We start from the raw sequence: 11884 nt of genomic DNA on the forward strand, positions 1-11884 counted from the left end.
CAGGCCGAACGACGCAAATCTCGTGCCAAGTTGTCGAAGCCGTTTTCCCGGCAGCACCGGACCCTGCAATTCATCAACGGTTTCCCCGGAAAAGCAGCGCCATCCGCACCGGTGCGGCGGGGCTGGGCGATGAGAGGGGCGTGAGGGTCATCGGCAAAAAACGCCGGGGGCTTTTTGCAGGGTGGGCAAATATTGCCCGCAATTCCGACGGCTCCCGGCTAACCGATTGTTTACTAAGTTCCTTGAGACTTTGAGCCATAAACCGGTTGTTTGCCGGGACGCATCATGATTGCGCGGCGCATCCCAGCCGTTTCAGCCAAAGGGACATATTCTATGAGCAAGCGAGCCGAGCTCCTGTCTTCGACCCGCGACCCCAATGCACAGACCATTGCACGGCCGTCGGACCCGAAGGCGGCGGGGATCCATCGGAAGCTGCTGGATTGCCAGAAGGCGCTTGAAACCGGAAAGCTCGGGGCGGCAGGCAAACTGCTGGATGAGTTGCGCGTCGATTTGCCCGGAAATGCGGACGTGCGGCAGATGGACGGGATACTGGCTCACCGTCAGGGAAACCATGAAGAGGCGGCGGCACGGCTTCGCGAGGCCATCAAGATCGATCCCACGCGCGCGCAGCATTACCTTAATCTGGCGGTCGCCTACCGGGCGATGGGGCAGGCTGGGGACGCGCAGGAGACTTTGAGAGCGGCCTTGAGGCTCGATCCCAATTCCCCGGCGATCCATCGAAATCTTGGCAACTTGCTATCCGATAGCGGTGATTTCGAAGCCTCCGTTACCCATTACGAGAAATCTCTCAAGACCCGGCCGGGTCATTCGGAGACGTGGCTCAACTACCTTTTCGCCCTGGTTCGCGCAGGCCGTCTCAAAGACAGCTTGGCGCGCCTGAGTGAGGCCGAAGAACATGGCGTGGAGCGCATTCAGGCGTTGCATGCGGTCGGCCAATGGCTGCTGCAGCGGGCGCGGGGCGCGGATGCCGTCGCCTACTTCGCCGAAGCGCTGCAGGTTGACGAGGGCAACCGTGAAAGCTTGCTCAGCATGGGCACAGCGTTGATTCAGGTGGAACGTCCGAAGGACGCGGATTTCTTTTTCGACACTGTCCTTGAAGAGAATCCGGATGATGTTGGCGCCATTAGTGGCAAGGCTGCGGTGTGCATTCAGCAGGGTAGGCACGGAGAGGCACGCACCTACCTTGAGCGGTGCATCGAGCTTGCGCCGAAGGTGGCGAAGTTCTACGGCGACCTGGCAGCGATCGCCTTCCGCCAGGACGATATGGACGAGGCCGAAAGACTCTGCCGCAGGGCACTGGAGTTGAACCCCGACCTGCCGAGTGCCCATTCAATGCTGGCGTCGGTGGAGAAGACCCACGGCAATTTCGAAGCGGCAATCGAGCACTTCGACAAGGCCTTCGGCAAGCTGCAGCAGGAAGGCGGGCTTTTCAACAACCTCTACTCGATCAAGAAGGATATCTCGGAAGAGGACGACGTGGCGGTGATCCTTTCGCGGTTGGAAGCGCAGGAAACCACGTCGAAATCTGATTTGATGGCCTATAATTACGCATTGGGCGGTGTCTTCGATCAGCTCAATTCGCCGGAGCGCGCGACCTTCTATTACAAGGCCGCAAACGAACTTCGCCGCATCGAGTTGAAGGCGCAGGGGCACATATATAACCGTGATCAGGCGGAAAAGATCATTCAGGCCAACGAGAACATCTTCACCCTCGAATTCTTCGAGGCGCGTAAAGGGCTTGGCAGCGACAGCGAGCGGCCCGTCTTCATCGTAGGCATGCCGCGTTCGGGTACCACGCTGACCGAGCAGATCGTCTCGAGTCATCCCCAAGCCTTCGGCGCTGGCGAACTGCCAAAGATGAACGAGTTGCTGAGCGGGCACACCAGGGCCTTGATGGCTGATGGTGGTCAGAAGCCATATCCTCTATGGGTGCCTGACCTCGGCGATGAGCAGATCCGCGAATTTGCCGACAAGTACCTTGAGCATTTGAAGGAACTGGCGGGTGAGAATCCCATCCGTGTGACCGACAAGATGCCGCATAATTTCATGAACGTCGGCATGATCGCGCTGATGTTCCCGAACGCGCGGATCATCCACTGCATGCGCGATCCGGTGGATACCTGTCTGTCGTGCTTCCGGCAGAACTTCGCCATGCCGCACGCCTACAGCACGAACCTGGCCGATGTCGGCCACCATCACCGGCAGTATCAGCGGATCATGGCGCACTGGCGCAAGGTGCTGCCGGTGAAGTTCTACGAGGTGCAGTACGAGGAGCTTGTAAAGGATCAGGAGCGCGTCACCCGCGAGCTGATCGATTTTTGTGGCCTGGAATGGGACGACGCCTGCCTGCGTTTCAACGAGCAGAAGCGCGACATCAAGACGGCCAGCGTCTGGCAGGTGCGCCAGCCGATCTACAAGCAGTCCGTCAAGAAGTGGAAGCCCTACGCCCCTTATATCGGCGAGATGCTGGACGAGCTTGGTATCAGCGCATCCGACGAGAACTAGAGCAGGCGGACCGACATCATGGACATCTTTGACGTTTCCGCGGACGGCCACGATGCCGAATCCCCGCAGGGCGGCGGCTTTTACGCCGACGACGTGCCGTTCCGATCCGGTGTGATCCAGGAGCAGTCGCCGCCGCGCATGGCCTATATCGCCGCCCTCAACGGCTTCAACCCGCCTCGTCCGGAGGGCCATTTCCGGTACTGCGACCTTGGCTGTGGCAACGGCACGACGCTGAACGCGCTGGCCGCCGTCTATCCGGAGGCCGAGTTCGTCGGCATTGACTTCAACCAAGGCCATATCGCGCACGCGCGGGAGTGGGCGGAGAGGGCCGGTCTCTCCAACGTCCGCTTCGTCCAGGCATCGTTCACCGAGCTGGCCGGGCACGATCTGCCGAGCTTCGACTTCATCGGCATGAACGGCATCTACTCGTGGCTGGAGGGCGATCCGCTGTCCGCCGTCCATAGGTTCCTGGCGGACCATCTTCGTCCGGGCGGCCTCTTCTATGTCGAGTACATGTGCATGCCGGGGATGATCGCGGTCGTCCCGATGTGGCAGCTGATGCAGGCGCTGGTGCCCGACACCGGCGGCTCCAGCCACGAACGCGCCACGCGCGCCTTGCGGCTGCTGGAGGAACTGACCGGCGGTGGCATGGGCTACCTGCAAAAGCACGAGACCGCCCGCCGGGCCGTCCGGGGCTACCTGCAGGACTGGCAGCGTAACGAGCATCGGGTCGATCACTTCGCCCACAACGCGCTCGCCAGCGGTTTCAAGCCGCGCTTCGTCACCGAGATGTGCGACGAGATGGCATCGGCCGGGCTTGTGTTCGGCGGCCGCGCGGCGGTTCGGCTGAACGACCCGGAACTCAGTGTCGGCACGCAGCAGCTTTCCGTCCTGCGCGGTGTCGAGGACCGACAGACGCGGGAGCTATTGACGGACTTCACGCGGAACGAACGAAACCGCCGCGATGTCTTCGTGATGGGGGGCGAACCCGATCCGGAAGGCGCCAAGGCGTTCCTTCTGGACGACGTGCGGATGCTTTGCCGTCGGCCGGCCGCCGCGGCCAGCCGCAAGCTGACCGCGCCCGGCGACCGGGAAATCACGCTGGAAGGTCCCGGCTACGACCGCCTGATCGCGGGGTTCGACGGCGCCGCGCGCACGCCGCGCGAGGTCGAGATGCCGGAGCCGGTCAGCGACGAGACCCTCATCACAGCCGCCCACCGGCTGTACGCGACGGGCGAATACTTCCTGTGCCGCAAGACGATCTACGACGCGGATTGGCGAGACGTACCGGAACGCCTGTCTATGCCGCTGGCGATGAACCGCATCTTGCTCGACAATTCAATCGCGGAATTCCGCGGCAACCAGATGGTGGCGGAGGCGACCGGCGGCGCGGCCATCTGGCTTGGACCGCTGGAGGCATTCGGCGTTTGGGCCTGGCTGGAGACTGGGCGCGGCGGCGCGGCGGACGTACTGGTTCAGCGGTTCGCCGAGCGCGATGAAAAGGTGACGGTCAGTGGCAAGTCAGTGCCGTTGAACAGCCTTGCCAAAGGACAGATCGAGCAGCTTCTGGTGCGCCTGGGCCGCGGCAAGCTGCGGAATATGCTTCGCCTCGGCATCGTGACGGCGGCGGATTAGAAGGCCCGTCGCCGGTATTTCTCCTCCTCATTCCAGGCGAGCAAAGGGGCCCCGGCCGTCATAGCCGGGGCCCCTGTCGTTCTCGTCGAATATCGGCGCCGTCAGATCAGCGGCTGCCGCGTCGAGTACCGCTGGTCGGAGAAGATCACCTGGCGCGCGGCCCGTTGCACGGTATCGATCAGCAGCGGCGCCTTCATGTTGACGGTCGTCACGGCGCCACCATCGTCGTCGCGCCGCACCGTGGCGATGAGCAGGAAGGCGGCGTTCTCGCGCGGGACGGCATTCATCGTGCAGGCCGCGTCGAGGTCGGCGGGATCGATGGCGCCGCTTTCCTCGGCGTACGGCAGGACAATGAAGCTCACGCCCGCGTCGTCCAGCGACTGGAACAGCCTGAAGCCGCCGGCCTCGGCTCCCGGAACGTCCAGTAGGGCAAAGCGCCGGAGGGCGGCGAAGCCGATCGGGCCCTGGGACATGTTGATGGTCTTGTCCAGGTCCACCTCGAAGCGGCCGAAGCGGGTGTCGATAACGGCCACGTTGTCGGCCGGCGTGTCGTCCGGGGTGCGCTCCGCAAGGGCGACTTGGCTGTGGCTGGGAGACATCGCTGGTCCTCCTTAAGGGCGTCGATTACCTGAGGAAGTTCATAAGACTGATGCGCGACAGGCGCGCGGTGACGGCAAACGAGGTTTCGAGCGTCGTCTGCTCCTGGCTGAGCTGCGTGACCGCTTCGGTCACGTTGACGTTCTCGATACCGCTGATGTTGTCCTCGATGTTGACCTGGGCGTCGGCGAGGCGGTTGCTTGTCCGCTCCAGGACATCGCGGGTGCTGCCGATGTCGGCGCGGGTGTCGGCAAGACGCTGGATCGCGCCGGGCTCGATCCGGCCGTTCTGGGTGAGGCCCAGGTCGCCCATCAGCGAGCCGCCACCGGTTTCCGTTACATTCAGCGTGCCGCCACTGTTCGAGAAGATCTGCAGATGGGCGGCGCCGTTGCGGAAGCTGACGCGCGCGTCCGCTGCGTTGGTGTCGTTGATCCGGGCAGCGACATCCTCAAGGGAATCGACTGCTGGATCGTAGTTGATGGTGCTGGTCGCCCCGCCGCTGTCGACAAGCTGCAGCGTGCCGGCCGTCGCAACGGCCGGCACCAGCGTCGCGGCCGGGTCGGTGATCGCGGTGGAGCCGGACTCGAATGCCAACACCGCGCCCGAGAGGTCGCGGATGGCGTTCTCCACCTCCTCGCCCAGCGACTGGCGCGGGTCGGCCACGCGGCTCAGCGCCTTGATCAGGTCGTGAAAGCCGGTGTCCTCCCTCGGGTCGGCGGTGATGCCGTAGTCGATGGTGACACCTTCGTCGGCGCGGACCGAGAGGACATCGCTGTTGCCCTTGAAATAGGCGCCGCTTTCGATGTCGCCGGTCGTACCGTCGTTGAAGGGCAGGCGGCCGCCGCCGCCGTCGCCGAGGTCGACCGGCTGCCGGTTGGTGGCCGAGCCGCCGAACAGGAAACGTCCTTCCAGCTTGGTGTTCATCAGCGAGACGGTCTGATCGAGGAACTGCTTCGCCTGTTCCTGCACGTTCGAGCTGTCGAGGTTGTTTCCGCTGTCGGCCTGCAGCAGTACCGTGCGGAAGCGCGAGGCGATGTCCTGCATGTCGCTGACCGCGCTTTCCATCTCCTGCAGACGCAAGGCGGTGCGGTCGATGGCCCGCGAGAAGGCCGAGTTGGCGGCGTGGTCCTTTTCCAGCGATTCCAGGCGCCGGACGTCGGTGGAGACGCCGTCGTAGGTCTGGCTTTTCTTGCCGCTGGCCAACTGGATGTTCAGGTCCTGGGCCCTCGCCTGCGCATCCATGTTGCGCTGGAGAACGAGCTGGCTGGCCGCGAAGGTACCGATCCGTGTCATGATTGACCTCCTTGCCTAGCGCGCCATCGCGGCCAGGGTGTCGAACATCTCCTGCACGGTGGAAATAATCCGCGCGGAGGCGTTGTAGGCCTGTTCGAAGTTGAGAAGGTTCGACATCTCCTCGTCGATGTTGACCCCGCTTTCGGATTCAGCCCGGAACTGAAGCTCGTCGCGCAGCGCGCTCTGGAACTCGGTGTTGCGCTCCAGCCGCGCCGTCTCGGCGGCCTGGAACTGCAGGACATCGCCGGCATAGCCGGACAGCGTCGTCGCGCGGCCGTCCAGGTTGCCGGGTCCGACGCCGGGGTCCGCGAACTGGAAGGTGGTTTCGAAGACGCCGCCCAGGGCCTGCGTCACCGTGGCGTCGCCGCCGGGGATCGCTTCGGACCCGGCCGTGGTATGCACCCGTCCACGAGCCAGGAGGTCCTGGTCGGCGACGATGTCCGTGCGAACCTGCATGGTCTGGGCCGCGCCCGTGATCGAAGACGGGGCCGCGACCGGGTCTTTTGGGACGTTCGGCGTCTGGAAGAAGTCGTTCATCCCGAAGTAGTGGGAGAAATTCCGGTCGCCCAGGTCGCCGTCGATCCGGGCGTCGCCGGTATCCAGCGCAACGCCGGCCGTGCCACCCGCCGAGAGCGTGAACTGGTTGCCGGCGAAGGAAGCCGTGGCGCTGCCGCCCTGCGCGCCGATCTGGTTGTTGATCTCGGTGACGAGGTCATTGACGTCGGCAATCGGCGGCGCCGCGTCCAGGTCGACGGTGATGTTGTTGACGACGTTGCCCGCCGCGTCGGTTTCCACAAGCTGGAAGCTGCCGGAGACGCCGGCGATGCCATCGGCGACGTTGCCCATGCCGTCGACGAAATTACGTGCGCCGGCGACGGACGCGCCTGGCGCGTTGCCAAAGGTGCCCTGGTTGTGAACCTCGTTCACTTGGTCGCGGATCTGGCTGGCCAGACGATCGATGTCGCCCTGGAAGTCGGGCAGAGTGCCGTCGCGTACCTGGATCAGTGCGCCCAGGCGCCCGCCGGCGCTGGCTGTCAGCGTGTTGCCCGTGGATGGCAGTGTAACGCTGTTGCCGGGGGTGCTGGGCTGGAAGTTGCCAGTGGGGTTGAAGCTCAACAGGTTCGCGGTGCGGTCGACCAGCAGGCCGCCCTCGTTCGTCATGACCACCATCTCGCCGGTGGCGCGCTCGAAGGTCTGCAACTCCAGGGATTCCGAGAGCGTCGCGAGGGCGCGGTCGCGCTGGTCCTCCAACTCGCCGATGGGCTCGTCCGTGGCGATGGCGCTTGAGATCTTGATGTTGAGGTCACGGATCTCCTGCAGCTTGTCGTTGATCTCGTTGACCGTGAGGTCGATCTGGTTGTCGGCCTCGCCGCGAAGGGCCTGCGTCTCGCTGGTGAAGCGGTTGAACTGCTGGCTCAGCTCCTGCGCGGCCTCGATGACGTCGTTGCGCGCCGCGGCGCTCTCCGGCTCGCTGGCCAGCGCCTCCAGCGAACTCTGCAGATCGTTCAGCGAACTGGCGAGCGTGCTGTCGTTTCCCAGGGTGCCGAACAGCTCCTGGATGCGGCTGTGGAACTCCGACAGCGTGCGCATGTTGGAAAGCGCCGTGTCCTGCTGGCGCACCTCCTGCTTGAGGAAGGTATTGACGTCGCGGGTGACGGTGCTGAGCCGCACGCCGGCGTTGTCGGTGCCGACCACCAGGGTCTGCGGGTCCGCCGATTTGCGCGAATAGCCCTCGACGTTCGCATTGGCGACGTTGCCCGAGGTGATCTGCATCTGCTGCTGCGCGGCCTGAAGGCCGGATACGGCAGTCAGCATTGCCGTGTTGAGCGACATCCCGGAAGGCTCCTTCCTGCTCCCGCGGCCCCTAGAGGCGCTGGTCCAGTGTTATCGGCGAAGCGGGCGCTCCTGCCGCCGCGCGTGGACGTCCGATGGCCGAATAGCCGCGCTGTTGCGTCTTCTGGCGCTGCACCGACTTCGCGATCGCGCCCAGAAGCCGGTCGGTGGCGTGGCGCGCCGCGCGCAGCATGCGCTCGTTCTCCGCCAGCACCTCCTGGAAGCGCGAGGTGGTTTGCCGCAGTTCGCCGCGAAGCTCCTCGTCGATGTCCGCGACGGCGGCGGGGTCCCCGGCAACCGCCTGCATCTGGCTTTCGTAGGCGGCAGCAAGGACGATCTTGTCCTCTTGCAGGGCCTGCATCTCAGTCGGCTCCATGTCGCGAAGCATCTCGATCTCGCGCTCCAGGACACCGATCAGGCGGCTCATGGTCGTCAGAAGCGTGCTGACGCGTCCGCTTGAATCCGCCTGTGTCGCCGCAACGTCGGTGGTCATCACTTGACCTCCTGAAGCTTGAGGATTTCCGATTGCACTGAATCTGCGATGCCGACCCCGCCGGCGCGGGCGATCGCCTTGCCGTACTCGTCGACCAGCAACTGCTTGTAGGCTTTCTCGCCCGGGCCGCCGCCGAACATCGCGTCGGTCTCGACGCCTTCGAAGATCGGGCGCAGCATTTGCGCCAGGAACATCGCCTCGAAGTCCTCGGCGGCCTCGCGCACGGCGTGCTGCGCCGGCGCGCCGCCGGTCTTCCGCGCCGCGGCGGTGGCCGAGTTCTTGTCGGCTTGGCCCTGCTGTTGCAGCAGGAGCGAAATGTCGCCGCCGGTTGCCGGAGAGAAGCCCATCACAGCACCTTGATCTCGGCCTGTAGTGCGCCGGCTGCCTTGATGGCCTGGAGGATGGTGATCAGGTCGCGCGGCCCCACGCCCAGGGCGTTCAGGCCGTTGACCAGCTCCTGCAGGCTGACGCCCTGCGGCAGGACGGCCATGCGGCGCTCCTCGTCCTCGTCAACCTCGACCTCGGTGCGGTCGACGACCTGAGTTTCACCCTGCTCGGCGAAGGGAGAGGGCTGGCTGACCTGCGGCGTCTCGGTGACCCGGATCGTCAGGTTGCCCTGCGCAATGGCGACCGTGGAGATGCGCACCTTCTCGCCCATCACGATGACGCCGGACTGCTCGTCGATGACCACCTTGGCGATCTGGTCCGGCGAGACGGGTAGCTGCTCGATATCGGTGATGAGGCCGACCGTGCTGCCTTTGTAATTCTCCGGCACCTGCACGCGAACCGTGGACGGGTCGAGCGACTGCGCGGTCTTGCCGCCGATAAAACTGTTGATTGCGGTGGCCACACGCCGGGCCGTGGTGAAGTCCGGGTTGCGCAGCGTCAGGTTCACCGTGCTGAGCGAGGCGAGCTCGAAGTCGATCTCCCGCTCCACGATGGCGCCGTTGGGGATGCGTCCATTCGTGGGCACGCCCTTGGTGACGGTTTCGGCGTTGCCGCCCGCCTGGAAGCCGGCCACCGCCAGCGGCCCCTGCGCCACCGCGTAAACCTCGCCGTCCGCGCCGACCAGCGGCGTCACCAGCAGGGTGCCGCCCAGGAGACTCTCCGCGTTGCCGAGGGCAGAGACGTTGACGTCGATTCGCGTACCCTGGCGTGCGAAGGGTGGCAGGTTGGCGGTGACCATCACCGCGGCGATATTGTCGGTGTCCAGGTCCTCGTCACGCGCGTTGACGCCAAGGCGCTGCAGCATGCCGATCAGGCTTTCGCGCGTGAAGACGGAGTCGTCCAGATCGTCGCCGGTGCCGTTCAGGCCGACCACAAGGCCATAGCCGACGAGCATGTTGTCGCGCACGCCTTCCACATCGGCGATGTCCTTGATGCGCGACTGCGCCGCCGCGCCCGCCGGAAGCAGGACGCTCAGCGCCAGCAGCCCGGCGAGGAGGATGCGGCCGATATGTCCAGTCATTCGAGGCATCGTGCGGTTCATCCGTTTTCCCAATGCGCAGGTAAGCGCCGTCCGGCACGATGCGAAAATCGTGCCAAACGGAATAATTCCGCGTTTTCAGGAGCTTATATGGGGTTTGTGGATGCGGCCCTGGTTGCCGGGCGGCAAAGCCGGCCCAAGGTCCCGGCAAGTCTTGCCGCCCTCGGCGGTATCTTGCCGGGGCCGGCATTCGTGACGCTTTTTCCGGGGTTTCGTTGTATCTATTAACGTGACTTTAAATGGCTACCAATAAAGCTGAGTCTGGCAGCCAAGGAGTTTGTCTTATGATGGCATTCTGCACCCAGTGGATTGATGACGAAACAGCGGCAACTTCAATCGAATACGCGTTTATAGCCGCGTTGATCGCGTTGGGTATTGTCGGTGCGGTGGGTGAGATTGCCCCCGCGCTGAACTCGATCTTTGAGCGGGTGGCCGAGCCGATGTAGCTCCGCCTGCTCAAGCCTGGAATGCCGCTTCGGTAACTCAGCCCGGAGCGCAGGCAGTTTAGTCCTGCTGGCAGCGCGCTTGCAGTTCCGCAAGCGCGTTTTCTTGCGTGGACCGTTCGGCCTGTGCGATCAAGCGGCACGCCCTGGCGTGGTCGTCAGGGTCGCCGGAACGAAGGAGGGTGCGCGCAGCTTGTAGATAGCCCTCGGCCCTGGCCTCGGCGACCGGTCCTTCACTGGCTTGGGCGTTCTGGGTGTGGTCCAGCATGGGCACACTACGCTCGTTCAAACGCGAGGCGTCGAACGTGAAAAGCGCTGCCGGAGCGGCGAGCGACAGGGTTATCAGTGTGCCGAAGATCCAGCGTTCCATGGTGCTTTGACGCCTTCGGTCATTGAAGACGTGATTGGAAGTACATCCTACTGTGTTCAAGGTTAACGAATCTTGAATCGTGCATGCGACATATTTACTTGGCCTTAACCGTGATCGCTGCAGGGTTGGCGGCATCGACGCTGCCGACCATTGGCCGGATTCGCTGCTCTCGGGAGCCGGATGATGAAGATCGATCGAACCTCCGTGCCTAGCACTTCCCCGGTTCGGCGGAAGGAGCGCGCGTCCGGTTCACAGCAATCCGGTTTCGCCGAGAACCTGGATGGCGCGGCTGGCGACGGCGAAACCGCGGGTGTGACCTCCGGCGGAGCCGTCGGCGGCTTGGACGCACTGCTCGCCTTGCAGGAGGTGCCCGATTCGCTGGCAAAGCGGGAGAAGGGCCGGAAGCACGGCGAGAGGTTGCTGGATCTGCTTGACGAACTTCGGGTCAGCCTGTTGGAAGGACGCCTGTCGGAAGCCTCCATCGGCCGGCTTGCAAGCGAGGTCGAACGGGCGCGCGAAGAGAGCGATGACCCGGAACTTAACGGCATTCTGGATGAGATCGAACTGCGGGCGCGCGTTGAGCTGGCGAAGCTTCAAAGATAGGGATTCAGAAAAATCCTGAAAAAACAAGCCTATGTATTCGCCGCCTTTCATGAATTGAGGCTTGTGGTACGAGCCGAAATTCATATACTCCCGCGCGTCCGGACTGTCAGTGTTTCATGGGAGCGTGGGATCCAAGGATGTCGGTGACGCTGCCGCCCGATTACCGTCCCTCCGAGGACGAGCCCTTCATGAACGCCACGATGCGTGAATATTTCCGCCAAAAGCTTTTGCAGTGGAAAGAGAAGCTCTTGCAGGAGTCGTCGGAAACCCTGGAAAACCTTCAGGAAGGCGGCTTGTCGGAACCGGATATCGCCGACCGGGCGTCGCTTGAAACCGACCGCTCGCTGGAGCTTCGCACCCGCGACCGCGAGCGCAAGCTGATCTCCAAGATCGACGCCGCGTTGCAGCGCATTGAGGACGGCTCCTACGGCTACTGCGAGGAAACGGCGGAGCCGATCAGCCTGCGGCGACTCGAGGCCCGGCCAATCGCCACGCTTTCCATCGAGGCGCAGGAGCGCCACGAACGCCTGGAGCGCACGCAGCGCGACGACTGATGGCGGATTTGGGCGGGGCCGTCGCGTTCGGTAGTCCACAGCCTGGTACCT

General features: G+C 64.0%; 12 protein-coding genes. 5 read left to right on the plus strand and 7 right to left on the minus strand.

All coding sequences use genetic code 11. From position 1 onward, the window contains the following. The first annotated feature begins 333 nt into the window (after nucleotides 1–333). Both DRB17_RS00225 and DRB17_RS00230 read left to right on the plus strand, forming a co-directional pair. Nucleotides 334–2526, plus strand: a complete 2193-nt coding sequence (locus tag DRB17_RS00225; protein ID WP_161958646.1) for a tetratricopeptide repeat-containing sulfotransferase family protein — start codon at nucleotides 334–336, stop codon at nucleotides 2524–2526. Between the two features lie 18 nt (nucleotides 2527–2544). Then, entirely contained in the window at nucleotides 2545–4161 is a 1617-nt protein-coding gene (locus DRB17_RS00230) for a class I SAM-dependent methyltransferase (RefSeq protein ID WP_114580162.1), read from the plus strand. Nucleotides 4162–4262: 101 nt separating this feature from the next. Here the strand turns inward: DRB17_RS00230 and fliW are convergent, their stop codons facing one another. Genes fliW through DRB17_RS00260 form a run of 6 tightly spaced genes read right to left on the minus strand, consistent with a single transcriptional unit; the run spans nucleotide 4263 to nucleotide 9845 of the window. Then, nucleotides 4263–4760: a flagellar assembly protein FliW gene (fliW, locus tag DRB17_RS00235; RefSeq protein WP_114580163.1), complete on the minus strand. Its 498-nt coding sequence runs from the start codon at nucleotides 4758–4760 to the stop codon at nucleotides 4263–4265. A gap of 25 nt (nucleotides 4761–4785) precedes the next feature. Then, a complete protein-coding gene (locus DRB17_RS00240) occupies nucleotides 4786–6051 on the minus strand; it encodes a flagellin (RefSeq protein WP_114580164.1) in 1266 nt (421 codons plus the stop codon). Nucleotides 6052–6066: 15 nt separating this feature from the next. After that, entirely contained in the window at nucleotides 6067–7884 is a 1818-nt protein-coding gene (gene flgK, locus DRB17_RS00245; protein ID WP_114580165.1) for a flagellar hook-associated protein FlgK, read from the minus strand. 31 nt (nucleotides 7885–7915) lie between these two features. After that, the gene (locus tag DRB17_RS00250) at nucleotides 7916–8377 is read right to left on the minus strand and encodes a hypothetical protein (RefSeq protein WP_114580166.1); all 462 of its coding nucleotides are present in this window, start codon (nucleotides 8375–8377) and stop codon (nucleotides 7916–7918) included. Next, nucleotides 8377–8724, minus strand: coding sequence for a rod-binding protein (locus DRB17_RS00255; protein WP_114580167.1), 348 nt, complete (start codon nucleotides 8722–8724; stop codon nucleotides 8377–8379). Before DRB17_RS00255 ends, DRB17_RS00250 begins: the two co-directional genes overlap by 1 nt. Next, the gene (locus tag DRB17_RS00260; RefSeq protein ID WP_114580168.1) at nucleotides 8724–9845 is read right to left on the minus strand and encodes a flagellar basal body P-ring protein FlgI; all 1122 of its coding nucleotides are present in this window, start codon (nucleotides 9843–9845) and stop codon (nucleotides 8724–8726) included. Before DRB17_RS00260 ends, DRB17_RS00255 begins: the two co-directional genes overlap by 1 nt. Nucleotides 9846–10147: 302 nt before the next feature. Between DRB17_RS00260 and DRB17_RS00265 the strand changes: the two genes are divergently transcribed. Beyond that, nucleotides 10148–10309: a Flp family type IVb pilin gene (locus DRB17_RS00265; protein WP_206607737.1), complete on the plus strand. Its 162-nt coding sequence runs from the start codon at nucleotides 10148–10150 to the stop codon at nucleotides 10307–10309. Nucleotides 10310–10367: 58 nt separating this feature from the next. On the opposite strand, the gene DRB17_RS00270 is transcribed toward DRB17_RS00265, so the two are convergent. Next, the gene (locus DRB17_RS00270) at nucleotides 10368–10676 is read right to left on the minus strand and encodes a hypothetical protein (protein WP_114580169.1); all 309 of its coding nucleotides are present in this window, start codon (nucleotides 10674–10676) and stop codon (nucleotides 10368–10370) included. Nucleotides 10677–10859: 183 nt separating this feature from the next. On the opposite strand from DRB17_RS00270, the gene DRB17_RS00275 reads away from it, so the two are divergent. Next, the gene (locus DRB17_RS00275; protein WP_161958647.1) at nucleotides 10860–11279 is read left to right on the plus strand and encodes a flagellar assembly protein FliX; all 420 of its coding nucleotides are present in this window, start codon (nucleotides 10860–10862) and stop codon (nucleotides 11277–11279) included. Nucleotides 11280–11416: 137 nt separating this feature from the next. Next, complete coding sequence (gene dksA / locus DRB17_RS00280; RefSeq protein ID WP_114580171.1) at nucleotides 11417–11833, plus strand: RNA polymerase-binding protein DksA; 417 nt, start codon at nucleotides 11417–11419, stop codon at nucleotides 11831–11833. Nucleotides 11834–11884: the final 51 nt, after the last annotated feature.

The sequence above is a fragment of the Ferruginivarius sediminum genome (assembly GCF_003344765.1).
GTDB lineage: Bacteria > Pseudomonadota > Alphaproteobacteria > Kiloniellales > Rhodovibrionaceae > Ferruginivarius > Ferruginivarius sediminum.